The organism is Streptomyces sp. NPDC090108, from assembly GCF_044747185.1.
Taxonomy (GTDB): Bacteria; Actinomycetota; Actinomycetes; order Streptomycetales; family Streptomycetaceae; genus Streptomyces.
On record NZ_JBIVDQ010000002.1, the window covers coordinates 398842 to 424364 of the forward strand.

Genomic DNA, 25523 nt, shown 5'->3' on the forward strand with positions numbered 1-25523 from the left:
CCACGCCCGCGGACATCACGGTCGTTCAGATCCCGGCGAATTCGGGTGCCCAGGTGAGTCGTAGGCCGACACTGTCGGCCAGTGCGGTCCAATGGACCGCAGACGGGCATTTCTCCAGTACCAGAACCGGGCGTATCGCAGCGCTTGGGCAGGTGCTCCGGAGCTGGTGGGCGTAGTCGAGGATCTGTCCGATGCCCAGGCGCATCTGCTGGTCCTCGCGTGCTCCGGTGAGGCTCTTGACCTCGGCGACGAAGATGTCTTCACGAGGACCGCCGAGAACGCGTGCTTCGGGTGAAGCGGCCGCGACGGGTCGAACGCGTCCCGTGCGCGCTCTTCTCAGCTCCAGGCATGGTGCGGGCCTTCCCCTGAGCAGTGCCGAGAAGCCGTCCGCGTCCACGACGCAGACGTGCCGTCCGCGCCTGCGCTGGGCCTCGGCGTCCACGGGCGTACTGCTGTAGGTGCGACGCTCGCCGGTCACGACCTTGCTGGCCAGATCGCCATAGACGACAAGGGTGACCTTGCGTGAGAAGTCGGTCTTGGGGGTCGCGCCCTGGGGTTCTGCTCTCTCATCCTCAGTCGTCGTCCGAGGGCAGCCAGCCGATGTGCCGCAGTACGGGCACTATTCGGAAGCGGACGAAGGCGATCACCGGTGTCTCGTCATCGGTGGCGGAAAAGAGCAGGGCGTGCTGGAGGGGCTTATCGTGCTGTGGGTCGTCCAGGCCCACAGGAGGCAGATCCGGTCGGTCGAACGCGGCCTCCAGAGCGACACCCTCCCGATCGGTCAGCGCTCTGAGATGGCGCAGTCCCACGACGTTCGCCAGGTCCCAGGTGGTGAGCGACTTCTTGATCCGCGGCCGGCCATGTGTGTCGACGTACGTGGGGAACACCATGATCCGCAGTTCGCCATGCCTTGCAGAGGCGCAGACCCCGGAGCGCAGTCGGTTGTGCAGGTTGGAGAGGGCCGACGGCATCTCGGGGACGACCGTGGGCTTGTGGAGCACCAGGTCGCGCTCGCCGTTCATCCAGTGATTGTCATGTACCTTCAATGAAGGCCGCCCGGGGACGCGTACCTCCCACGCAGCGGCGGTCGCCCTGGACATTTCTCCGGAACATGTCGTCCCGCTCTTCTCGATGCCCCTTCCGCCGGCCCGGGCCAGCGTGAGGTCGTTCAGTAACTGCACGAGTGATGCCTCCGTTGAGAAATCCCGACAAGCGTTCAGTTCCGCTGCGCCAGATCCAGCGCAGCCACCCCGACGAACCAGTCCAGGACTTCGCAGATCTCGTCGCCGTGCTCCGCGAAGACACTGACCGGGAAAGAAGGACGCAGCTCCAGCTTCGCCTCGGGCAGGTCGATTCCGTCGATCTTGTTCAGCCGGTTCAGGAGTTCCCGGCGCTGCTCCGTGTCGTCGAAGGGGCTGCGCGTCTTGAGGTACTGGAAGACCACCTCGACGGTTCCGCTGACGGGATAGATCCCGACCGGCCACATCAGGTGTGGCCCATGGCTGGTTCCGAGGTCCAGCATGGGGAAACAACTCGTCTCCTCGTGCCGGCTGTACGTCACGTGGCCGCCCTGGCGGCGCCAGAAGTCGAGGGCCGCCACGACCCCCTCGAACGCGGCAGGCCAATTGTCGCGCAGCTGCGCACGGAACCGCTCGGCCGCTGCCGTGTCTTCCCCGTCGGGGAGCGGGTCGTGCGCCGCCGGCTGCGTCACATCCCGGCCCAGCAGGGTGGCCAGCTCGGCGGCGGACAGGCGCTGGGAGGGGTGTGCCCGCCCGAGGGAGTCGAAGCGCACTCCCTCGCTCGCCAGCAGTTCCTGCGGGGGTGGCCGGTCACTGCCGTCCGCCCAGCGGAACGAGGGGGAGACCCTGCCCTCCACGGTGAGTACCCGGTAGGCGCCGATCACGCCCATGTTGGCGCCGAGGTAGGCCCCGACAGGCACCGGGTGGCTGCCGATGAGCTCGGCGACGTCGCCGTACGTCGTCCAGGTGCCGCTCGGCATCGCCACCAGAGCGGCACGCAGTTCGACCCAGCCCGGTGATTCCTCACCGGTCGGCTTGACCCCGCCGATCGGACCGGGCCACAGTTCCGCGGCGCGGTCGGCCAGACGATCGGCCCGTTCGAGGATCTGCGCCTTGCCCCAGCGCTGTGCCGAGGCGATCTCGAGGTTCATGCGCAGGGCACTGCCGTCGAGGATCTGCTGCTTGCGTTCGAACGGGTGGTTGGAAAGCTTGGCGTTGTCACCGGTCAGTGTCAGGTTGCCGAGCGTGTGCACCAGCAGGTCGTGCAGTTCCTGCGGAGTCTGGTCCGGCTCGGTCTCCTCAGCGAGCAGATCCAACCAGGCAGCGGCGGGGCGTTGTGGCAGGACGTGCTCCACGCTGAGGGACGCCTTGGTGAAGTCCACAGGCTCGGAGGCCCGGTAACTCTCCTCGAGACGGCGCAGAATGTAGCTGCGCTGTGAAGGGCGTCCGGACCAGTAGAACGGTTTGGCGCGGACCGCCGCGCTCAGTTCCTCGTCGCTCGGCCAACGCCTGCGTCGGCCGGACAGGAACCGCCGCACCGCCTCGGCCGCCGGCCGGTCGGTTTCGAGCTCCTTCGGCGCTTCCATGAAGATGCGGTTGAGGCCGGTCGTGGGCGTCTGACAGATCAGGCGGCGTACCAGGTAGGACTCGACGTAGCCCAGCGCCTGAGCCGCTTCGTCGGGCGTCGTCCTGCCCGCCGCCAGAAGGTCCAGCAGGTGCAACGCGAGCGGGTAATGTGTCTGGCCACCCCAGGAGGTCAGACGCTCCAGGATCGCGCGGAGGGCGGGAGCCTGCTCGCGGGCGGGTTCGACGACGCGCATGAACCTCGCTGCCCGCTCGGCCAGTTGCTCGATCTCGCGCTGCAACGCATCCTCGTCGCCAGCCAGCGGCTGGAGCCGTTTCTGTTGCTCGCGGTAGATCTCGCTCTGCTTGGTCTTGTAGTGGCCGCGTACCACCAGGTCGAGCCATACCAGGAGTTCGAGGTTCTTCGGGCCGAGACTCTGCTGCATGGGCAGCCAGAGTTCCTGGTAGATCCGCTCGCCTCGCTTGGGCAGCAGCATGAACACGTAGTTGCGCAGTAGGTCGCTCTGGCTGAGCCCGACACCGGTGTTGTTGATCGACTCGAAGATCCGGTACACGTTGTCACCGGGCTCGGCGGTGATCTCCACGATGGAGAGCAGGTCCTTGAGCACGGTCTCGACCGTTGAGGCCCACCGCTCGTCGCCCGCCTCGTGGTCCTGGGCGAGGGCACCGCGGAAGAACCGGTAGGCGGCCCCGATGTTGTCGCCCCCGCCTGCGTCCGCCCGTGACTGGACGCAGGCGGTGTAGGCATCCCGGTCCGCCTGTGTGGGCAGCAACCGATAGTGGTCCGCGCCTTCGTGGAACTCGTTGACCAGTACCTGGCGGTGCACCCGATCCACCCCTCGCGCGTCCCCCGACTCCTTCAGGTGGTCGCGCAGCGCGGTGAAGGCCAGCATCAGCGTGGTCAACCGCTGTTGCCCGTCGACCACGAGCCACCTTTGCACGCCGCCCGCCTGGATCTGACCGGGTGCGAGCACCACCGAGCCGAGAAAGTGCGGCGCGGCCGGCTCTCCGGCCAGGTGCTGATCGACCAGCTCCCCGATGTCCTCCCACAGCCGCTGAAGCTGCTCCCTCCCCCAGCTGTACGTGCGCTGATAGAGCGGCACCTGGAACTGTTTGTCCCCTTGGACGAGCTTGAGGAAGGTGATCTCTTGGGCGCGCATGTGCCTCCTTTCGCTACGGCACCCCCGACGGAGGCACAGGACAGGGGCGTTCATGTACGACGCCCTGCGCGCCATGGGCAGTTGTCCGTTGAATCTATGCCTCTTCAGGCGCCGTTGTCCGCTGATGTCAGGGACGAACGGTTCGAGATGCGCGGCATCGTTTCGTTCGGGGAGCGGCGCAGCAGCTTGATGGTGCGGCCCTCGACCCAGGCGTTCCAGGCTTTGAGGTAGTAGAGCAGGTGCTCACGTGAGTCGTCGCGGCGTCGGTGCGCGTTGCCCAGGGCCAGGTTGAGCATGGTGTTGCGCAACGTCAGACGTGGATCGCCCGGCTCCAGGCGGGCACCGGTGACGACCCCCGTCTCCCAGTCGGATTGGTCGATGGCGGGCCGGGCCTCACTGGTGACGTACCAGCCGATCGTCGCGGCCGTGACAGTGATACGGCACCCCCTGTTCAGTGCGATGCCGTGGTGCAGGGCATCGCGGACACCGGGGTGCTCGCGAAGCAGGTGCAGCAGTTGGTCGTTGCTCGTGACCGACGATCCACCGCTCCACGGGGAGTTGGGGGAGTTGCGGTACAGGTGCAGTCCGCGCAGTGCGGCCGCCAGGTGGGTTGCGTGGGCCTCCCCCGCGAGGGCCAGCGCGTCCCGGCCGGTGCGCTTGCGGCCCGTGTCCATCACGGTGAACGCGGTGCGCGGCACGCCGTGTGTGACGGTCAGGGGCACGGTGACGCCCGCCTTGACGATGGCTGCCAGGCGGTGCTGTCCGTCGATGAGTACGTCGTCCTCGTCGAAGGCGATGCCCTGGTGCGTCAGCTGCCATTCCCCGCGCTGGATCTGACCGGCCAGGTGCTGCACCGTGCTCTTGCTGAGCGGCCGGTTGCTGGTGTTGCGGGTGAGCCAGTCTGCCGCCAACTGCGGCGACACCTCGACCACTTGCATATGCATGGCACCTTTGCCTTCCTCCTGGGTGACGTCACTGACAGCCTGCCGTGAGTTGTGAACTAAGTCAACGGGGTTATGGGAGGCGAAGCCGGGTGTCAAAGTGTCGTACGAGTGATCCAGGTTGGCGCAGTGTCGGTGGCGATCACTCGCCGCGCGCCGCCTGTTACGGAAGGGTGACAAGGTGCGATGGGTGTCCGTGTTTGCTGATACGCTCGCTTTGTGTGCTCAGTTCACACTCGAGTTCGTGCGCCGGGGGGCGCCTTGTGATCGGGCTCGCGGTGCTCGGGGCGGGATGACTGGACGGGTCACCGGATGGCCCTCAGGAGCAGTGGTGGGGTGGGCGTGTGAGTCAGGATGAGCGCGGGCTGAGTGACGGGCTGCAGCCTCTCGGTTCGGTCTACCAGTACGACGACGGGCTGTATCTGCGGGTGGACGACGTGGTGCCCCACGTGCTGGCGGACGTCGAGGGTAGTCACGGGTACCGGGAGGGGGACGACCTGGTGCGCTGCACCCTGTCCCTGAGTAACGGAACCGGGCGGCCGTTCGAGCTCGACGGGGTCACTCTGCTGGTGCGGGGAGGTCCGTACGGCAAGACGGGCCGTCAGGTGCACGACCACCGCAGTGACGTCATCGACGACGCACTGGAGGGCACCCTGCGCGCCGGGCGCAGAGTCTCCGTCACGTGGGCGTACAGCATTCCGCCCGGCACCGCCGACGACCTGGACATCGAGGTCCGCTTCCCGGCCGGGGACCGGGGGAGTGTCACCTTCGGCACGGCGTCGACGGTCTGCACGGTGGCCGCCGCGGTGTCCGGCGAGCGACCTGTACCGATCGCATTCGATCAGTCCGTGCTGTTCGATGAGCAACAGCAGTCGTTCTTCGCGGAGCCGCAGGGCGCCCCGGAGCCCGTGACCGGGGCCGCGAGCGGGGCCGGGCGTGCCGTCTCGGCCGCAGGCGGGGAGCAGGAGGCAGCGCCCGCCGGCCTTGACGCCGTCCCGACCCAGCCGACCGGGCTCGGGCACCAGACATCCCGGTCACTGGTGCCGGAGATGTCCGCCGACGATCTGGACGCCGCCCGAGTCCGGCAGATCTTCCGGTTCCTCGCCGAGGCCGAGGAGTCGAAGACACGCCCCGTGCGCACGCTCGACGGGGCGGCCGGTGCCGTGTGGTTCGACGAGCTGCCGGACGGCGACGGCGTCGAGGTGATGACCGACGGCGCTCTCGCCGGGGACGACCCGGCCTGGCTGACCGTCGCCCGCCCCGAAAGGGAGGAAGCGCCCCAGCCCAGGCCCCTGCTCGGGCCCTGGGTGGACGAGACCCGTGTCCGCGACTTCAAGGAGTCTCGCGCCCCGCACCTGAGACGGCGTATCGAGCCAGAGTTCCCCGACTGGTCACAGGGCATCCCGCTCGACAAGACCTACCACCTGCTCGACGAGCACCCCCAGCGCGAGAAGATCGAGAAGTTGTACGCCGCCTGGGAGCGGGAATGGCTCGCCTGGGCGGAACGCCGCCGCTCGATCGACCCCCTGGTCCGGCTGTACGACCGACTTCACAAGATGCACGAGGACGCCGCGGGCCTCGGAGAGGCGTACGAACTCGTCCTCGGCCTGGGCCGGCTCACCTGGCAGACGAGCACCGGGCAGCGAGTGGAACGGCACCTCATCACGCACCGCGCCACCCTCCGGCTCGACCCGTCCACCGGCACGCTCACCGCCGCTCCCGACCCCACCGGCGTGGGCCTGGAACTCGAGGAGGGCATGCTCGAAGGGGCCCAGCATGTGCCGGGCGCCGTGCGCGAGACGATCGTCGAGGTGCTGGAGGACGCCTCGGACGTGACCGACCCCGAGCACCTCCACGCCGTACACACCGCTTTGCGAAGCTGGGTCAATGCCGCGCACAGCGCGGGAAGTTACGCACCTGCCGTCGAGCGCGTGAAGCCGCGCAGCCTCGAAGTCCCCCAGGTGGGGCTCACTCCCGCGCTCGTCCTGCGTGAGCGCAGCCGCCGCTCCACCATGGACGCCCTCAAGGCCATTGCCCGGCAGATCGACGCCGGCACGCCGCCGACTGCACTGCTCGGCTACATCGCCGGCCGGGATGGCGCGCTGACCGCTGCGGACCTCGCTGCTGCGGAGGACGACGGAGCGGCGCAGGGCGGCGACGAGATGTACTTCGCGCTGCCCGCCAACGAGGAGCAGCGCACGATCGCCGAACGCCTGCGCGCCAACCGGCTCGTGGTCGTCCAGGGGCCGCCCGGCACCGGCAAGACCCACACCATCGCCAACCTGGTCACCGACCTGCTCGCCCAGGGCAAGCGCGTCCTCATCACCAGCCACACCCCGCGCGCCCTGCGCGTGTTGCGGGACAAGCTTCCGGAGTCCGTCCGCGACCTGTGCGTGAGCCGCACCGAGGACGGCGCGGCAGCCCAGAGGGAGCTGGAGGCGTCCGTGCAGCGGATCCTCCGCGAGTACGCGGGCTACGACGAGAAGGCCTCCCACCAGCAGATCCGCACCCTCCAGACACGCCTCGCCCGGGCCCGTGCCGCACAACAGGCCATGCTGCGCGACCTCGCCGTGCTGCGCGAACAGGAAACGCACCGCTTCGAGGCGGGGATCGGCGGCTACAGCGGTAGCCTGCAGGAGATCGCCAGGCGGCTCACCGCCGAGGCGGAACGGTACGACTGGCTGGGCCCTGTCCCGCAGGAACAGCCCGCCCTGAGCGCCGAAGAAGCCTTGCGCCTGCTGCACACCACCCGTGCGTACACCCCGCACCACCAGGCCCTCGTGGCCGAGGTGCCCGGACCCTCGGAACTGCCGGGCCCGGGCGACTTCGAGGAGGCCGTGCGCGTCGTACGGTCCGCCGAGGGAGCGCACACGGCCGCGCGCCAGGATCCGCTGTGCGCGGAGTACGACACGGCCGTGAGGAGCCTCAGCGAGGGGGAACAGCAGCGGCTGTCCGCGGCGCTCGACGCGTTCTCCACGGCCCGCGCCCGCGCCGCGGCGCTCGCCGCGGCAGCCGGTGACTGGGCCGCGGCGCTCCTGAGGCAGGTGACGGAGGGAGAGGACTGGCAGGCACGCAGCCGACGGGCCGCCGTCACCGAAACCCTGGAGGCCGTCGACAACTCGCTCGCCATCCTCGGCACGGCCATGGTCAACGGCCTGGACCAGTACGACCCGGCCACGGCGCTCGCCCAGGCCACCGCACTGCACGACGGCTTCGGGCAGGGACAGAGACTGCGCGGCCCCCTCGGGATGCGCTCCAAGCTGGCGAAGGCCGTCGGCGCGTTCGCGGAGAACGTACGCGTCGACGGGCGGGCGCCGGAGGATGTCCCGACCTCGGCCGTCGTCCTCGCCCGAGTCCAGCTGGAACTGCGCCTGGCCCAGGTGGAGTCCGAGTGGGGCACGCCCGTCGCCGCCTGGCAGGGACACGGGCCGCGCCTCGCACGGCTGCGACAGGACGCGGAGGTGCTCGACGCGCTGCTCGCCGTCGCCGCCGCCCGCACCGACGTCCTGACCGCCTCGGCCACCTCCCCGGCCCTCGCCGTCGCCACCTGGCACGATCCGTCGGTCGAGAACGCCGTTCGCGCCCTCCTGCGCGCGTCGACCACCCTGTACGCGGCCGAACAGTCCCGCAAGGTCATCGCGGACGCCGAGGAACTGCTGCGCGTCTGGGGCGACCGGCCCGGTGTGTCGCCCGCCGTGGTGCGCGCATTCGGCGCCGTTCGCGACCATGACCCCGACGCCTACCGGACGTTCGGCGAGGAGATGGCCGAGGTGCGCGAGGCGGCCCGGCTGCGAGCCGAGCGGGACGTGGCCCTGGTCCGGGTCCGCGAGGCGTTCCCGGCCCTGGCCGACCGGATCACCGCCGCACCCGAGGACCGCGCCTGGGACGCCCGACTGCCCTCCCTCGCAGAGGCCTGGGCCTGGTCCGCGTGGCGCGACCGCATGGAACGACTGACCGACCCCGAGGCCGAGCGGGGCCTGCGCCGACAGCTGACGGAGGCCGACGACGAGGCCCGCATCATGCTCGCGCGGCTCGCCGCCGCCCGCGCCTGGCACCGCTGCCTCGGCCTGCTCACCGGCGACCAGTCCCGGGCGCTCAGCGCCTACCAGCAGGCCGCACGCCGCATCAAGGGCAAGTACCAGCACCGCTACCGGCGCGACGCGCAGGCCGCCCTGCGCAAGGCGCAGACGGCGGTGCCGGCCTGGATCATGCCGCTGCACCAGGTCGCCGAGACCGTACCCATGGACCGGCCGGGGCTGTTCGACGTCGTCATCGTCGACGAGGCCAGCCAGTCCGGCCTGGAGGCCATGCTGCTGAGCTGGCTCGCCGACCGGATGGTCATCGTCGGTGACAGCAAGCAGGTCAGTCCGTCCAACGTCGGCCTCAAGCAGGACGAGTACTTCCACCTCCGGGACCGTCTGCTCACCGCGCTGGAACCGGACGTCCGCAGCCTGTTCGGACCCGATTCCAGCTTCTTCGACCTCACCGAAGCGCTCTCGGCGGGCCGCGGGACTCTCATGCTCAAGGAGCACTTCCGGTGCATGCCGGAGATCATCTCCTTCTCCAACGACCTCTGCTACAACCGTGATCTGCTGCCCCTGCGGCAGTACGGAGCCGACCGGCTGCCCCCGCTCCGCACGGTGTACGTCGAGACGGGCGAAGCCGTCGGAGCCAACACCCGGCTGACCAACCTCGCCGAGGCGGAGGCACTCGTCGACGCGATCGTGCGCTGCTGTGCCGACCCCGCCTACGACGGGAAGACCATGGGCGTCATCAGTCTCCGCGCGAGCAAGGGACACCTGACGGAACTGGAGAACCTGCTCGCCGAACGCCTCGACTACGAGCAGCGCGAGGAGCGGCGCATCCGGGTCGGTGACGCCGAGGACTTCCAGGGCGACGAGCGGCACATCATGTTCGTCTCGTTCGTCAACTCGGCGACCACCGCTGCCGGAGCGGTCCCGGGCGGCTTCAACGGCAAGACCTACGAGCAGCGCATCAACGTGGCGGCCTCGCGCGCCAAGGACCAGGTGTGGGTGTTCCACAGCGCGCGGACCGAACAGTTCCACGAGAACGACCTGCGTCGGCGGTGGCTCGATCACCTCACCCGCCCCGCTGAGGAGGACGTCGTCGCGGTCGAGGGCCAGGTGCTGCCCGATGTCCGGCACGAAGCGTTCGACAGCCTGTTCCAGCAGCAGGTGTACCTGGAACTGACGGGCCGGGGCCACCGGGTCCGTCCGGGATACAAGGTGGGCCGCCACGCTATCGACCTGGTCGTGGAGGGCGGCACACGTCGCCTCGCGGTCGCGTGCGACGGGGATGCCTTCGCCGAAGGAGAGGACGCCTCCACCGCGGCCGCCAGACAGCGCGACCTGGAACGCGTCGACTGGACGTTCGTCCGGATCCGGGGCAGTCGCTTCCACCTCGACCGCGAGCAGGCCCTGGCCCCGCTGTGGGCAGAACTGGAACGGCTGGGCATTGAACCGGCCGGACGGGAGCCGGAAGCCGCCGCCGACGACGCCGTGACCGCCGCCGACCCCACGACCGGCGAGGCTCGGCCGACGGGGGAGGCGGCGGCCGGGGGTGAGGTGACGGCGGACGCCGACGTTGCCGTGCCCGGGCGCGTGGCTGTGCCGGGCAGTGCTGCCGAGGCGGAGGATGTGGCCTCGGCGAGGGCCGGATCCACCGCTGCGGTCGGGGTCAGTGCCGCTGGCGGGGACCGCGGGGCGTCCGAGCCGCGGGGCGCGTCGCCCCAAGGGACGGGGAGCCCGGACACGGCACGAGCGCAGCAGCCGGCGGGACCGGCGGCGACCCTCGGAGCGGTGTCCGCGCCCAGCAGCACGGACCCGCGCGAGTCCCTGAGCGGTCCGGCCCGAAGGCCGACGCCCGCTCCGACGCCGCCGTCTGCGACGATCGCCGACGACGGAGCCGCTCCCGCACGAGCGGCGGGGACGGCGATGTCCGGGGCACCGTCTGCGGCACGGCCGACGGGGCCGGCCCACCCGGCCGGGCACGTCGTACCGTCCGACGGTCCGGCGCCGTCGTCGATGCCGAGCAGGACCGCCCCGGGCCCTCTGCCGGTCCGGGAGATCCCCGCTGCGGCGTTCCAGCGCCTGTTCCGTGAGGTGCAGCAGTTGCAGGCGGCCGTCGATGCTCCGGCCGAGTTCCCCGACGGAGCGGACGCGGCCCAGCTGGTGTTCCTCAGGAGGACCCAGGCCGACCGACGCGACCGGCGGAACAAGCGCCTGGCCTTCCTGCGCACCTTCCTCGACTCCGTCGGCGTCGGACGGGAAGGGACGGTCCCTGACGTCGTCATCCCGGGCGCGCTGCTCCGTCTGGAGTTCGACGGCCAGGTGGACGAGGACACTTTGTACACGATCGCCGAACTTCCCACCGAGGAGGCGGACATCGTCTCTCCGTCCTCCCCTCTCGGCCACGCGCTCACCTGGCAGCCGACGGGGCGCGAGATCGCGTACGACGCGTCCCAGGGAAAGTCGCGCACGGTCGTCGTGCGGGAGATCCGCGTCTGATCGCGCCGACGGGTCGTGACCGGATGGACGCCCTGCCCCGCGGACCGCTTTCGGCTCGCAGGACAGGGCTCGGTGCGGCTCAGCCGGTGACCGGGTCCAGCATGGGGCTCCGCTCACCGCTCCAGGAGATCGCCAGAGCGTCACGCGCCCGCGTACAGGCCACGAAGAGCAGACAGTGCTCGGCCAGCAGGTCCGAGCGGTGCTGCACGGCGTCCTCGTCGGCCGGCGTCACCTGCGGGGCGAACGGCAAGGCGTCGGCCGTCACGCCGACGACGGCCACACAGCGGAACTCCAGCCCCTTCATGGCGTGCATCGTCGCCACGCGCACCCCCGAAACCGCCGACCCGGGGTCGTCCTTGACGGCGACAGCGGGGAGGCCTTCCCTGCGCAGGCGGGTGATGACGGCGTCGACCAGTGTGTTGAACCGGGCGCACACCGCCACTTCGGACGGCTTCACACCGTCCTGCTCGACCCATGTGCGGACCTGCTCCACCAGCGCGCGCAGTTCGTCGTCCTGGCTGCCATGCCCGCGAGCCACCGGGACGCGGCCGTGCAGCTCGGAACGGTAGCCCCGCAGCGAGTCCGGCCCGCCGTCGTCCTCGTCGTCCTCACCGAGCCGGCCCACCGGGTGACCGTCCAGGAGGGACGCGGACCAGCGCAGAATTTCCTCCGTGCTGCGGTAGTTGAGGCGCAGCCGGGACGTCCGTCCCCGCACGTTGACGCCCAGGGAGCGCAGCGAGACCCGGGAGTCGTAGATGCGCTGGTGGGGGTCGCCCACGAGGAACAGGTCATCGGCCTGCTCGGCCACGCAGGCACGCAGCACCCGCCACTGGGCCGGGTGCAGGTCCTGTGCCTCGTCCACCACGACGTGGCGGTAGCGCGGCCCCCGCTCGGCCAGGATCCGGGCGGCCTGGTCGCACACCATGGTGTACGTCGCGCAGTCGCGGGAGGCCAGATCCCCCGTGAACTTCTCCATGACCCGCCACAGCCGGGCCCGTTGGACCCGTCCCAGCGGTGTGCCGCGCCCTCTGCGCACACATCTCAGGTACTCCTCCGGCGTGCGCAGTCCCTGCGCCAGGACGACGCTCCGGAACTCCTGGGACAGGAAGCGCTCCGACCAGGGCAGGTCCTCGCGGGCGGCGGCGCGGGTCCACGCGCTCTTCTCCGCCGCGGCCGACAGCGGTTTCGGCGAGCCGCCCCTGGCTTCCCGGACGACGCGGGCGGCCAGTGAGTCCACCGTCGTGACGTCGACGCGGTCGAGCAGACGTGCGTCCGCGTCGCCGAGCAGGAGGGCGAGGCTGTCCCGCAGGGCAGCCGCCATCGCGTTGGTGAAGGTGGTGAGCAGGATCCGGTCGTCCTGGCGTCCGGTACGCAGCAGGTGCCTCACCCGGTGCAGGGCGACGACCGTCTTGCCGGTGCCGGGGCCGCCCGTCACCTGGGCCGGCCCGTTGAAGCCCGCGTGGTAGGCGTACCTGCGCTGGGCGGGGTGCAGGAATACCCGCCAGCGGGTGAAGTCCTCGGTGAGGATCCGCTCCAGCTCGCCGGGGCCGGTCACCTCCACGATCCGGTCGGGCGTGTTGAGGATCGCCTCGCTGAGCGTGACGGCCGGCCGGTCCTCAGCGGTGCGCACCGTCTGCCCGCGGGGGGCGATCAGTTGCTCCCAGACGTCCTGGGGCGAGTAGTCGGCTGCCAGGTATTCCAGTACCTCGTACTGATCGGCGGGCATCATGGGGGGCGCCATGACCGTCAGGTCGTCGGCGGTGACGCACACACGCGCCAGTCGCAGGACCTGCTCGTCGATGCCGAGGTCGCGCAGTACGGTGTCGGAGTGGCGCGCGAAGAGCCGGTCAGGGGTCTGGACCGCCTTCGTCTCGAAGTAGGTCTCCATCTGCTCGAGTGCCTCGACGTTGCGGACCTCCAGGCCACCGGTGGCACTGTTGACCGAATAGGCGCGCTTGCAGGCCCAGTTGATCGCCTCGTCGTGAGGCGCCACCCTGAGGAGAGTGAACAACTCGCTCCCGTCGTCCGGGGCGAGGAGAACACCGCGGTAGAACCTGGTGACCCGGATGGTACGGATCCGGGGATCGCGCGCCCGCTCGAGCTTCTCCAGATGCATTCCCTTGCTGGCGTGGAGCTGAGGCACGGTCAGGCTCCGGAACATCCGGATCGCGTCGTTGACCTCCTTCTGGACAGGTCTCTGCAGGGAGATCAGATCCGTGACGAAGTCGTCGGAGAGGGCGAGGCGGGGCATGGAGGTCCTAGGGTCGCGGACAGGCAGTGGGCGGGCACCAGCCTAGAGACAGACGGAGCGCCGGGCGAGGGGGGACCTCCCGTATTCGTTGTGTGAACTGAGTCAACGGGTCTATATTTCTCGTGCTGTCACATCACCGACGCATACCCGTGCTCCCACGGCCCTGTCCGGAAGGACCCCCGCATGCCGGCCCAGCCTGCCCAGGCCGCTGTTCCGCACCCGCTCGACGAAGTACCCCAGACGTTCCGCCCCGGGGACTCCTACGCGGTGCGCGACGCGCTCGTGCACTACATCCGCCGGGATCTGCTGGGTCCCTGGGACGGTGAGACGGAAACCCTGCCGAGCGCCTCCTCAGGTCCCCGTGACCGGTATCTGGTCGGCGTGCTCGGCCCGCGTCCGCAGGCCGTCACCGCGGACCGGATCGCCCGTGCGGCCGCCCAGGGCGCGGACGGCGAGTCGGGCGACGAGCAGGAAGGTGACGACAGCGGCCTGCAGGACCGGCTGAGTTCCCAGGCCGCTGGACACATCTGGGCATCTTCTATGGGACTGTCCTTCACCGCCGCGGCCTCGGTCGGCACACTCAGCGCCACTGTCCGCTGGGGCCGCTACAGCCAGTCGGGCGAGGCCACCGAGCGGGGGGCGACGCGACGGGTCTGGACACGTGAGCCGGTCGAGCGTCTGGTGGACATCGACGTGACCGACGGGGCCGACCGCACCATTCAGCTCGACGGCGACAGCGTGGTCCTCGACGTGCAGGTACGCCGGCACACGGGCCGCACGGGCGTCGAGGACCTGCGCATAGTCGAACTCGCCCTGGTGAACCGGCAGCAGGACAGCGCGGACGCCCGCGACGCGCACTGGCTCTTCCAGACCGAGATCGACGTCACCGCCTTTCCCGACGACCAGGCAGCCGTTTTCCTGCCGGTCGACGACCCACTCGACCCGGCGGCCCGCGATCGCGCACCCGAGGACGCCGAGGAACGGCGGCTGCGTCTGCTCTACCGGGACAGCCTCAGCCATGCCACCGGCCGCAACGTCGCCGTTCACGCGCACGTCCGCGACGGAGAGCGCAACGCGCACCGGCTGACCACCGTCTGGCTTCCCGAGTACGACGTCAGGGCCACCACCGCGCCGGCACTCGACGAGCAGGACCTGCTCCAGGGTCTGGAGCTGGGCATGGACGAGCTGGCGGTCCTCGCCGTGCCCACCCGGCGTGCCGAACTGAGTGCCGCCCTGGCCCCGTTGGCCGATGGCTACGGCACGTGGCTGGAGCAGCAGCGCCGCAAGGCCGCCGCGCTCCCCGAGGACCTGCGAGCGGCGGCCGAGACTGCCATCGAGCAGGCGCTCGAGGTCTGCGATCGCATCACCCTCGGCATCGACCGACTGGTGGCCGACGAGACGGCCCTGCTGGCCTTCCGGTTCGCCAACCGGGCCATGGCCCTCCAACGCCGCAACACGGCGATCGCGGCCGCCCGCGCCGGCCGCGAGAACGACCCCCGGTCCTACCAGGAGGCCTTCGACGAGGTACACGGCAAGGGCAAGGCGGCGGCCAGCTGGCGCCCGTTCCAGCTCGCCTTCGTCCTGCTGAACATCGACTCTCTCACTCAGCCCGGGCACCCGCACCGTGGTACCGGTCGTGAAGCCCTCGTCGATCTGCTGTTCTTCCCGACCGGTGGCGGCAAGACGGAGGCGTATCTCGGACTTGCCGCCTACACCTTCGCCTTGAGGCGCCTCCAGGGCACCATCGGCTCCGGTGCGGAGGCCCGCAGTGGTGAGGCGGGCGTGGGCGTTCTCATGCGTTACACCCTGCGGTTGCTGACCGCTCAGCAGTTCCAGCGCGCCGCAGCCCTGGTGAGCGCCTGCGAGGTCCTGCGACGCGAGGAGTTCGCGCGGGACCGGCGCTGGGGGCCCACCCCGTTCCGTATCGGGCTCTGGGTGGGGACCTCCGTCTCACCGAACTGGTTCGACGAGGCCAAGGAACAGATCGCCGAAGCCAAGGAGAACGCCAGCGACAAGCACGCCCGTGTCCTGCAGGTCCTCACCTGTCCCTGGTGCGGCAGCGGACTGACCGCCCGCTCGAACATGGAGTACGACGAAGGCCGCCGCAGGGTCCTGCTGTACTGCCCCCGCGGCGAGGGGGAGGACCGCTGCCCCTTCTCCCGTCGCGAAGCGCTCGGCGAGGGCATCCCGGTGCTCACCGTCGACGAGGAGATCTACCGGCTGGCCCCGTCCCTGCTGATCGCCACGGTCGACAAGCTCGCCCAGCTTCCCTGGAACGGCTACTCCGGCTTGCTGTTCGGCAGGGTCACCGAGTTGTGCCCCCGCCACGGCTACCGCCACGACGACCTGGACGCCAAGACCGGCTGCGGTGGCCGCCACAACGCCCGAGGCGATCTGCCCGGCGTCACCGCCCAGCCCGTCACGCGCCTGCGGCCGCCGGACCTGATCATTCAGGACGAGCTGCACCTGATCTCCGGAGCCCTCGGCACCACCGTGGGCCTCTTCGAAGCGGCCGTCGACCAACTGTGCACGTGGAGCTTCACCGACGCGCACGGAGGACGTCACGAAGTCGGCCCCAAGATCGTGGCCTCCACCGCGACCACCAAGCGCGCCGCCGACCAAGTGCTCGGTGTCTTCGGCCGCAAGGTCGCCGTCTTCCCTCCCCAGGTGCTGGACGTCGGCGACACCTTCTTCTCCCGGCAGGTGGACCTGAGCCGGGAGAACCCCGGCCGCCGCTACCTCGGCGTCTGCGCCCACGGCACCCGACTCAAGGCTGCCGAGATCCGTGTCGCGGAGATCCTGCTGCTCGCCGCTCAGCAGCTCTTCGACGACTACGGCAGGCCGGCGGACCCGTACATGACGCTGGTCGGCTACTTCAACGCGACCCGTGAACTCGCCGGCATGCGACGGTACATGGACGACGACATCACCACCCGTGTGCGGTCCAACGGCAGTCGCAAGGGCCAGGACACGCTGTCGGACCGGATCGTCAGCAGGGCCGGGATGCTCGGCATCCAGGAACTGACCTCACGCATCTCCTCCTCGGATGTCGGCGCGGCCCTGAAGCGGCTGGAGATCGAGTTCGACCCCGAGCGGGACACCTCGGTGCGCAGGCGCGCTTTCCTGCGCGAGTACGCCGCCGCCATGAAGGACAAGCGCGAACCCCGCGCGTCCATGACACCGACGGTGCGACAGGCCGTCGACGTCGTCCTCGCGACCTCCATGCTCCAGGTCGGTGTCGATGTCTCCCGCTTCGGACTGATGCTCGTCGTGGGCCAGCCCAAGAACACCGCCGAATACATCCAGGCGTCCTCGCGCGTCGGCCGTGACGCCGCCCGCCCGGGCCTGGTGGTGACCCTCTACAACTGGTCACGCCCCCGCGACCTCGCCCACTACGAGGACTTCGAGCACTATCACGCGACGTTCTACCGCCAGGTGGAAGCGCTCTCCGTCACCCCCTATACGCGCCGGGCGCTCGACCGCGGTGTCGCCGCCACCTATGTCGCCGCCCTGCGTCACGCGGCCTACGACTCCTCCCGCAACCTCGACGCCCACCACGTCGACCTCGACGGACCGGTCGCGCAGGAGGTCGAACGGCGGCTGCTCGACCGCGCCGAACGGGTGGGGGGAGACCGGGCCCGCGAGTACCTGAGCGAACGTCTGGACCGGCTCAAGGACGAATGGCGCCGCAAACGCGACGAGAGCAGTTCGGCCCTTGCCTACCGCAAGGAGAAGCACAAGACGACCGTCGTGAACGGCCTGCTGCGACGGGCGGACGGATCCCGGTGGACCGAGCTGACCGTCGGCATGTCGATGCGTGAGACGGAGAACGAGATCAACCTGCTCCTTCCCGGCGGCGGCGCGTTCCTGGAGGAACCCTCCGGCGACGGACCCGACTGGACGTTCGGCACGTCCGGCGCCGACTCCGGCACCGACCCGGACACGGCGAGCACCGTGGACAGCGATGAGTACGGGCCCGTCACGGCCGACACGGCCAGGAAGGCACAGCGATGAGCAGCCAGGGAAGCAACCGCAGAGTCGGCGCCGTACGGCCCAGCCACCTCATGTTCACCGCCGGGATCGGCGCCCTCGTCGACCTGCCCAACTTCTCCGTCCTGATCCGGGGCACCGACTCCTGGAGTCACTCCGGAGTCACCGACTACGACATCGACGAACCCCGGCTGCGCGCCGCCGTCAACCGGTCGCTCCAACGCTACGGACGAGGCCAGATCGAGCAGTTGCGTGCCGCTCCCTGGCTGGAGGGTGCCGACGCGGACCCGAAGGGCTGGGCGGCCCAGGGCGTCGGGGTGCCCGTCACGCCGTTCCCGCAGTGGCTGCGCTGCACCGCGTGCAACGTGCTGGCCGCGATCGACTCAGGCGAGTTCGCCTTCGTCAACGCCAACCCGCGGACGCCGCACGAGGCGAAGTTCGTCCACGACTGCAAGCGGGGCAAGCCCCTGGCGGTGGCGGCCCGTTTCACCCTTGTGTGCACCGCAGGCCATCTCGACGAGTTCCCCTACACCACGTACGTGCACCGCGGGCAGGCCTGTGGCAAGACGCCGCGCCCGAAGCTGCGCATGAAGGACCACGGCGGCAACCAGGCCGCCAATGTCACCCTCGAGTGCGTCGCCTGTGGTGTGAAGCGCAACATCCGGGAAGCCATGGGTGAACGAGGCCGGCGCAACCTGCCCAGCTGCCGCGGGCGGCACCCGCATCTCGGCACCTACGAGACGAACGGCTGCGCACAGGAACCGGTCCTGATGGTGGCGGGCGCGTCCAACCAGTGGTTCCCGCTCACCCTCAGTGCCCTGGCCCTGCCCAAGGCACCGGGCGGAGATATCGACAAGCTCCTGGACGACCACTGGCCCGACCTTGAAGTAATCAGCGACCGGGGCCAGTTCGACTTCATGGCGAGTATGCCCAAGTTCACCTTCCTCAAGGAGTTCGACGCCGACGGGGTGGTCGCGGCGATCACGGCCCGCAAGCAGGGAGCCACGGGGCCGGCCCCCTCCGCCCCCGACGTCCAGGCGGACCTCTTCGGACCCGAGTGGGACGCGCTCTCCGGTCCGGTTCCCACCCCCACCGACGACTTCGCACTCCGGCAGATGCTCGTGCCGGCCCGTCTGAGCGAACTGTTCTCCGACGTCAGGCAGGTCGAGCGGCTGCGTGAGGCTCGGGCACTGATCGGGTTCACCCGGCTCGACGCACCCGATCCCGAATCCCCGGAGATCGCCACGCGCGTCGAGCTGTCCCGCGGGGTCCGGAACTGGGTGCCGGCCAGCGAGGTGCGCGGCGAGGGCGTCTTTCTGCGCGTACGGGACGGTCTGATGGCCGAATGGACCGCCCGTATGGAGAAGTCACCGCAGATGGACGCGCACAGACAGGCGTACGCACGGTTCCGCGCCAATCGGAAGTCGGACCGCAAGATGAGCGACTTCGACCCCTACTCCGGGTGGCCCGGAGCGCGGTACATCGTCCTGCACACCCTCTCCCACCTGTTGATCCGCACCATCGCCCTGGAGTGCGGCTACAACTCGGCCTCGCTGGCAGAGCGGATCTACGCAGGGGACGAACACAACCCGCGGACCGGCATCCTCATCTACACCGCCGTCCCGGACTCCGAAGGCACCTTGGGAGGGCTGGTGTCCCTGGCCGAAGAGCGGGAGTTCGACCGGATCGTGCGTCGCGCTCTGGCCGACGCCCGCCACTGCTCGGCAGACCCGCTCTGCGCCGAGCGCCTGCCGCAGGACCCGGCGGACTTCCTCCACGGAGCCGCGTGCCATGTCTGCCTGTTCGTGTCGGAGACCACCTGCGAACGCGGCAACAGGTTCCTGGACCGCCGGTTCCTCGTCCCGCTCACCGGAGACCGGGATCCGGTGCTCACGCCGGTCGGGCTGCTGCCGTGAGCCGACCCGCGTTCGAGGGCGCCGCCGAGGCCGCCGTCGCGGCTCTCGGCCTGTCCCGCAGCAAGGACCTCGCCGGCCTGCTCGCCCGGGGACGCACCAGAGAACGGATACTCACCGAACTGGCGACTCCGGGAGTCAGCGTGACTGTCGCGGCGCTCTACGACGCCATGGAGGCGGAGTCGGTGCCTCCCTCCGAGGCGGCTGCCTACCTGCGTGGCTATGTCGCCGCCCGGCGGAAGGCTCGGGACACGGTCCGGGTGCGCACGGTGTGGAGCGGACCTTCGACACCGGCGGTGCCGGTGCGGGCGACCGCTCAGGTACTGGTCGAGGTCATCAACGAGGCGCGGCACGAGCTGTTGGCGATGACGTACGCGGCTCGTCCGTATCCGGCCCTGACAAGGGCCCTGACAGAAGCTGCGGGCAGGGGCGTCAAGATGCACGTCGTGGTCGAAACCTTGGCCGGGGCCGCCGGCCTGCTCTCGGGCAGGGAACCGGCCGAAGCGTTCACGTCCGTGCCCGGCCTGCAGCTGTGGGTCTGGGCGCGGGATCAGGCGAAGCAGGGCCGGTCACGCCAGCACGCCAAGCTTGCGGTCGCCGACCGCCGCACTCTGCTGCTCGGCAGCGCCAACCTGACTGAGTCCGCCGCCCGGCGCAACATCGAGGCGGGTGTGCTGGTGACCGGCGGTGAAGCCCCGCGTCGCACGGCAGAGCACATCGTCGAAATGCAGCGTCTCGGCATACTCAGACCTTTCCCGCCACGATAAGCTCCCGATCGGCCACAGAACCGTGCTCGTGACGAGACGCGCAGGCGGCAGGCAGCAGCCCACCGTCGCGAGGGTGCCGGCTCTGTGGCCCAGCTGATTGGTGTGGGACGAACTCATCGGCGCATCGGACCGGGCCCCAGACAACGGCCCTAGACCTGATCATCGGGATCAACAGGACATCGCGTGCGCCCTACCGCTTCATCAGCCACGACCTGGCGTGGTGTGCAGGGCGAGCCATCGGTTCGCGGTACTGCTGCACGGCAAAATCGTTTGAGGTGTGCGACGTGCGCCAGGTGCGTAGCAGCTACAACACCCGTAGAGCCCTGCCGGCAGATGGCCGCACTCGTGGCCGGTCCCGTACTTTCAGGGCGGCGTGCCGACCGGCACGGTACTGCAGATGTCGGTGTATGTGTCGGTGCGTGCACTGCAGGCTTGCGGAAGAAGGGTGGACACCGTCACTACGACGGGTATGCGATCTCCTGATCAGCCCCATCCCGTGGCGGCAAGGTCAGCAACAGCCCACCCACGGCGGTTCCGGTACCGGGCTCCAGAACATCCTTCAAGCTGCGACGGGGGCGCTCTTCCCGGGGGAATCCCGCGCCGGAGTCTGCCGCGGAGGAGTTCGGGCTGACGTGGATCGGCCTGCTGCACCATTACCCGAATGAGCAGGTTGTCCTGCTGGTGCCTGGAGCGGCGGGACGGCGTCCTCGCACTCGGCGGCGGCGCGGGCAGCAGCCTTGCCAACCATCGAGTGCCATGCCTCGCTCCCTGCTCCGGTGCCTGTGGGTACCGGGCCCATGCCCTGGTGGCGGGCCAACCCGTCTCCGGAGTCGCTTCGGTGCCGTCATCCGCCACCCACTACATGCGTCTCCTGCTCCTTGTGGCCCTGTGCTCTCCCATCTCGGTGACGGCCTCCGTGTGGTCGCCTGACTGCTCGTCCCTGGTCACCATCCGCGACGTGCTCGCGGTGGACGCACTGACGGCATGGGCCTGCATACCCTGGTCAGTCCGCCTCGCAGATCGAAGCTCGCATTAAGCTGATTCTTCGTCAGGGAAGTCAGCCACGGGTCAGTCTGAGGCCTGAAACACCTAGGGACAGCGGACCGAACATGCGAATCGTTGTACGCTCCGGACATCGCCCTTGACCTGCAAAAGCAGGCAGGGAGCAGACAAACCGGGAGTTCCTCCATGCTGCGCACCATGTTCAAGTCCAAGATTCATCGCGCCACCGTCACTCAGGCGGACCTGCACTACGTGGGATCCGTGACCATCGACGCCGACCTGCTGGACGCCGCGGACCTGCTGCCCGGTGAGCTCGTGCACATCGTGGACATCACCAACGGGGCCCGGCTCGAGACGTACACCATCGAGGGTGAGCGCGGGTCCGGGGTGATCGGGATCAACGGGGCGGCCGCCCATCTCGTGCAGCCCGGGGACCTCGTGATCATCATCAGTTACGCTCAGGTCGACGATGCCGAGGCGCGGGAGATGCGGCCGAAGGTCGTGCACGTCGACGGCGACAACAGGATCGTCGCCCTCGGTGCCGACCCGTCCGAGCCGGTGCCCGGTTCCGACCAGGAGCGCAGCCCGCAGGCCGTCCCGGCCTGACCGGGGGACGACGACCAGGAGCGTGCGTACCGATGACCGGGAACGACATCGAGATCCGTGACGACCGGGCTGCAGGCCGCCTGGAGGCTTTCGAGCCCGTTGGTGCCGGTGGTGACGGCGGCGGCGAGGTCGTCGGACACATCGAGTACTTCGTGCTCGAATCGCCCGCGCGCGCCCTGGTCCCGGTCCACACGATCGTGGAACCCGCGCACGAGGGCCGGGGCATCGCCGGATCCCTGGCCCGGGAGCTGTACGGCATCGCCGCCCGCGAGGGTGTGCCCGTCGCTCCCCTCTGCCCCTACGTCGTCAAGTGGGCGGAGCGTCATCCTGAGGTGGCCCCGCCCGCCGACCCCGCCCTGCTCGACGCCGCGAAGGACTGGCTGCGGGCGCATCCCGGACGGTTCTGACCGGCGCCGGTTCGCCACCACAGGGAGCCGGTTCGCCACCGCACGGCGCCGGCCCGCCACCTTAGGGAACGGTCTTTCGGGGACCTTTCGGAGAAGGGATGTCGTCCGTGCTCGCCCTGCTGCACACCTCGCCCGTCCATGTCCCCGTCTTCGACGCCCTGCGCGACACGGACCATCCGGGTCTGGAGCTGCGGCACTTCGTCGACGAAGGGCTGCTGGACCGGGCCCGTCGGGACGGTCCCGGGGCCGTGGCGGCGGACGTGCGGGACGTGCTTGTGCGCGCCGCGGACGCCGGGGCCACGGCCGTGCTCTGCACCTGTTCCACCATCGGTGCCGTCTCCGAGGCGCAGGCCGGCGCCGTCGGCCTCCCGGTGCTGCGGGTCGACCGGCCCATGGCGGCCGCCGCCGTGGCGGAGGGCCCGCGTGTGGTCGTCCTCGCCACTGTCGAGAGCACCGTCGCCCCGACCGTGGACCTCGTCGAGGAGGAGGCGCGCGCCGCCGGCCGGGCCGTGTCCGTCCGCTCCCTCCTGGTCGAGGGCGCCTGGGACCTGTTCTCCACCGGTGACACCGACGGGTGCGCCCAGCGCGTCGCGGCCGTCGCCGACGGCGTCACCGACGCCGACGTGATCATCCTCGCCCAGGCTTCGATGAGCCCGGCCCAGCGTCTGACGACGACTGCGGTCCCCGTACTCTCCAGCCCCCGTCCCGGACTGGCGGCTGCCGCCGCGGCGGCGGCGGTGAGGGCGCGCTGAGCGCCGGGGAGATCGCATGATCACGGGGCGGCGGCCCTGACACCCCTCAGGGAAACCACGACCGGACCTGCCTCGGCCCCCTCAGGGCCCCCGCCCGCAGCGGCCGGGCCTGCCTCGGCCCCTCAGGGAAACCCCCGGTCCGCCCCGGCCTGACCTGTCCCGGCCCCTCAGGGTGATCCCGCGCAGGCCCCCGAAGTCTCCGAGCCTCGGACCCCGTGTGGCCGTGGGGTGCGTGGCTGTCCGGTCGCCGGGTAGTCGGGGAGTGGTCCAGGGGCGCCGACGCGCCCGGTGACTGCCCGGAGGACTGCCATGACGAACCCGCTTCCCGACCCCGCATCCCCGGGACCGCCCCCGGAACCGGTCTCCCCGGCCCCCGACCCGTACCCCTACCCGACCCCGGTGCCGCCGCCAGGTCCGGTCCCCGAGCCGGCACCGCCCGCCCCGGGACCCGATCCGACCCCGGCGCCCGCCCCGCCGGCCCCGGGGCCTCCGATTCCGGGCCCTCCGGTGCCCGAGCCGCCCGCTCCAGGGCCGCCGGAACCCTCACCGTCCCCGATCCCGCCGGGCCCGGAACCCGTACCGAACCCCGAACCCGGACCGCCCCTCACCTGACCTCGCCCTCAGGGCCGAGCCCTGGACCAAGCTCTGGGCCGAGCCTTGGACCGAGCCCAGAACAAGGGCGTCCGCCGGGAGCCTGCGCAGGCTGATGTACGGGAGGTCCGGCATCCGGCGGGTCCAGAGGTGCGGCATCTGTACGGGGCCCGCAGGGCGTCCGTGCTGAGGTCCCGATCCCCTCTCTGCGGGACACACGCGCTCCCCGCCGGACACGCGCGCTCTCCGCCGGACACACGCGCGTCCCGGCGCGTGGAACGCACTGCCTGCGCTCCGCGCACCGGGACGCGGCACGGGCCGGCGGCCGACCGCAGGCGACCCAGCTCGACCCCGCTCGGCCCACCTACGGCAACCACAGCCAACCCGGTTCAGCTCAGTTCACCTAGCCAGCAGCCAGCAGCCAGCAGCCAGCAGCCAGCCCAGCTCACCGAACCCGGAACCCCCTACGCCGAGACCTCGCTCCGGTCCCCGCCCCACAGCGTGTGGAACGAGCCGTCCCGGTCCACCCGCCGGTACGTGTGCGCGCCGAAGAAGTCCCGCTGCCCCTGCGTCAGCGCCGCGGGCAGCCGCTCCGCGCGCAGCGCGTCGTAGTAGGCGAGGGCCGCCGAGAAGCCCGGCGTCGGCACGCCCTCGCGGGTGGCCGCGATCACCACGTCACGCCAGTCGTCCTGCGCACCCGCGATCTCCTGCGCGAACGTCGCGTCGGACAGCAGACTCGGCAGGTCGGGGCGGGCGTCGTAGGCGGCGCGGATGCGGTCCAGGAAGGCCGCGCGGATGATGCAGCCGCCGCGCCAGATGGAGGCGACCTCGCCGAGGTCGATGTCCCAGTCGTACTCCTCGCTGCCCGCGGCGATCTCGTGGAAGCCCTGGGTGTACGAGACGATCTTGGATGCGTACAGCGCCTGCTCCACCTTGTCGGCGAAGGCGGCGGCCTCCTCCCTGCTCAGCGGGGTCGGCGTCGGGCCGGCAAGGTCGCGCGAGGCCTCGCGCAGCGCCGCGTGGCCGGAGAGGGAGCGGGCGAAGACGGCCTCGGCGATGCCGGACACCGGGACGCCCAGGTCGAGGGCGATCTGGACCGTCCAGCGGCCGGTGCCCTTCTGCTCGGCCTGGTCCACCACGACGTCCACGAACGGCTTGCCCGTGGCCTCGTCCACGTGGGACAGCACCTCGGCCGTGATCTCGATCAGGTAGGAGTCGAGGCGGCCGCGGTTCCAGGTGCGGAAGATGTCCGCGATCTCGGCGGGGGAGTACCCGGCGACATCGCGCAGCAGCTGGTAGGCCTCACCGATCAGCTGCATGTCGGCGTACTCGATGCCGTTGTGGACCATCTTCACGAAGTGGCCCGCGCCGTCGGGGCCGACGTGCGTCACGCAGGGGGCGCCGTCCGCCGCCTTCGCGGAGATCTTCTCCAGCATCGGGCCGAGGGAGGCGTACGACTCCGTCGAGCCGCCGGGCATGATGCTCGGCCCGTGCAGCGCGCCCTCCTCGCCGCCGGAGATGCCCGTGCCGACGAAGTGGATGCCCTGCTCGCGCAGCTCCTTCTCCCGGCGCCGGGTGTCCGCGAAGTGGGCGTTGCCGCCGTCGATGATCATGTCGCCGGGCTCCAGCAGCGGCGCGAACTCCTGGATCACCGCGTCCGTCGGCTCACCGGCCTTGACCATGATGACCAGACGGCGCGGGCGCTCCAGGGCATCCACGAACTCCTTGGCGGTCTCCGCCGGGACGAAAGCGCCCTCGTCCCCGAACTCCTCGACCAGAGCGTGGGTGCGCGCCGCCGTACGGTTGTGCAGGGCCACGGTGTAGCCGTTGCGCGCGAAGTTCCTGGCCAGATTGCGTCCCATGACCGCGAGGCCCGTGACGCCGATCTGCGCTGAAGTGCTCATACCGCCTGCTCCCTAGCTGCCTGGTGATGACGGATCCGTCCGCTGGGCCCGGGTCCCGGGTCCATCCTGACGTGCCGCCTCGGCGAGCGCACATGCGACTCGCCACGCT

The 25523-nt window shown here is 70.3% G+C and carries 13 protein-coding genes; 7 read left to right on the forward strand and 6 right to left on the reverse strand.

What is annotated here, in order from left to right; all coding sequences use genetic code 11:
- Positions 1-25: 25 nt before the first annotated feature.
- The 4 genes from ACIPRD_RS07050 to ACIPRD_RS07065 all read right to left on the reverse strand — a co-directional run bounded on the left by ACIPRD_RS07050 (position 26) and on the right by ACIPRD_RS07065 (position 4707).
- Positions 26-442, reverse strand: a complete 417-nt coding sequence (locus tag ACIPRD_RS07050; protein ID WP_401560692.1) for a hypothetical protein — start codon at positions 440-442, stop codon at positions 26-28.
- Positions 443-572: 130 nt separating this feature from the next.
- Positions 573-1022 (reverse strand): hypothetical protein, encoded by a 450-nt coding sequence (locus ACIPRD_RS07055; protein WP_401560695.1) that lies wholly within the window; start codon positions 1020-1022, stop codon positions 573-575.
- Between the two features lie 194 nt (positions 1023-1216).
- A complete protein-coding gene (locus ACIPRD_RS07060) occupies positions 1217-3763 on the reverse strand; it encodes a DUF262 domain-containing protein (RefSeq protein WP_401560698.1) in 2547 nt (848 codons plus the stop codon).
- Positions 3764-3867: 104 nt separating this feature from the next.
- The gene (locus ACIPRD_RS07065; RefSeq protein ID WP_401560701.1) at positions 3868-4707 is read right to left on the reverse strand and encodes a hypothetical protein; all 840 of its coding nucleotides are present in this window, start codon (positions 4705-4707) and stop codon (positions 3868-3870) included.
- 341 nt (positions 4708-5048) lie between these two features.
- Here ACIPRD_RS07065 and ACIPRD_RS07070 point away from each other — a divergent pair, with 341 nt between their 5' ends.
- Positions 5049-11231: an AAA domain-containing protein gene (locus ACIPRD_RS07070; protein WP_401560703.1), complete on the forward strand. Its 6183-nt coding sequence runs from the start codon at positions 5049-5051 to the stop codon at positions 11229-11231.
- Positions 11232-11310: 79 nt separating this feature from the next.
- Here ACIPRD_RS07070 and ACIPRD_RS07075 read toward each other — a convergent pair whose 3' ends face one another.
- Complete coding sequence (locus ACIPRD_RS07075; RefSeq protein WP_401560706.1) at positions 11311-13482, reverse strand: UvrD-helicase domain-containing protein; 2172 nt, start codon at positions 13480-13482, stop codon at positions 11311-11313.
- Positions 13483-13665: 183 nt separating this feature from the next.
- On the opposite strand from ACIPRD_RS07075, the gene drmA reads away from it, so the two are divergent.
- The 6 genes from drmA (at position 13666) to ACIPRD_RS07105 (ending at position 22919) form a co-directional block, all read left to right on the forward strand.
- A complete protein-coding gene (gene drmA, locus ACIPRD_RS07080; protein ID WP_401560709.1) occupies positions 13666-17496 on the forward strand; it encodes a DISARM system helicase DrmA in 3831 nt (1276 codons plus the stop codon).
- Positions 17493-19388 carry a DrmB family protein gene (drmB, locus tag ACIPRD_RS07085; RefSeq protein WP_401560712.1) on the forward strand — a complete coding sequence of 632 codons (1896 nt, stop codon included), beginning with the start codon at positions 17493-17495 and terminating at the stop codon, positions 19386-19388. The genes drmA and drmB overlap by 4 nt, the downstream gene beginning before the upstream one ends.
- On the forward strand, positions 19385-20152 hold the full coding sequence (drmC, locus tag ACIPRD_RS07090) for a DISARM system phospholipase D-like protein DrmC (protein WP_401560714.1): 768 nt from the start codon (positions 19385-19387) through the stop codon (positions 20150-20152). The genes drmB and drmC overlap by 4 nt, the downstream gene beginning before the upstream one ends.
- A 1188-nt stretch (positions 20153-21340) precedes the next feature.
- Positions 21341-21760, forward strand: coding sequence for an aspartate 1-decarboxylase (gene panD, locus ACIPRD_RS07095; protein ID WP_401560717.1), 420 nt, complete (start codon positions 21341-21343; stop codon positions 21758-21760).
- 32 nt (positions 21761-21792) lie between these two features.
- Complete coding sequence (locus tag ACIPRD_RS07100; protein WP_356408065.1) at positions 21793-22167, forward strand: GNAT family N-acetyltransferase; 375 nt, start codon at positions 21793-21795, stop codon at positions 22165-22167.
- A 107-nt stretch (positions 22168-22274) separates the two neighbouring features.
- Positions 22275-22919 (forward strand): aspartate/glutamate racemase family protein, encoded by a 645-nt coding sequence (locus tag ACIPRD_RS07105; RefSeq protein ID WP_401561867.1) that lies wholly within the window; start codon positions 22275-22277, stop codon positions 22917-22919.
- 1055 nt (positions 22920-23974) lie between these two features.
- Here ACIPRD_RS07105 and gndA read toward each other — a convergent pair.
- On the reverse strand, positions 23975-25414 hold the full coding sequence (gene gndA, locus ACIPRD_RS07110; RefSeq protein WP_401560721.1) for an NADP-dependent phosphogluconate dehydrogenase: 1440 nt from the start codon (positions 25412-25414) through the stop codon (positions 23975-23977).
- Positions 25415-25523: the final 109 nt, after the last annotated feature.

What these genes read in the sequence shown, in the direction of transcription:
- ACIPRD_RS07060 (WP_401560698.1), bottom strand. Translation starts at nt 3,763, where the DNA reads ATGCGCGCCCAAGAGATCACCTTCCTCAAGCTCGTCCAAGGGGACAAA.
- drmA (WP_401560709.1), top strand. Translation starts at nt 13,666, where the DNA reads ATGCCGGCCCAGCCTGCCCAGGCCGCTGTTCCGCACCCGCTCGACGAA.
- ACIPRD_RS07075 (WP_401560706.1), bottom strand. Translation starts at nt 13,482, where the DNA reads ATGCCCCGCCTCGCCCTCTCCGACGACTTCGTCACGGATCTGATCTCC.
- ACIPRD_RS07055 (WP_401560695.1), bottom strand. Translation starts at nt 1,022, where the DNA reads ATGAACGGCGAGCGCGACCTGGTGCTCCACAAGCCCACGGTCGTCCCC.
- gndA (WP_401560721.1), bottom strand. Translation starts at nt 25,414, where the DNA reads ATGAGCACTTCAGCGCAGATCGGCGTCACGGGCCTCGCGGTCATGGGA.
- ACIPRD_RS07065 (WP_401560701.1), bottom strand. Translation starts at nt 4,707, where the DNA reads ATGCATATGCAAGTGGTCGAGGTGTCGCCGCAGTTGGCGGCAGACTGG.
- drmB (WP_401560712.1), top strand. Translation starts at nt 17,493, where the DNA reads ATGAGCAGCCAGGGAAGCAACCGCAGAGTCGGCGCCGTACGGCCCAGC.
- ACIPRD_RS07100 (WP_356408065.1), top strand. Translation starts at nt 21,793, where the DNA reads ATGACCGGGAACGACATCGAGATCCGTGACGACCGGGCTGCAGGCCGC.
- panD (WP_401560717.1), top strand. Translation starts at nt 21,341, where the DNA reads ATGCTGCGCACCATGTTCAAGTCCAAGATTCATCGCGCCACCGTCACT.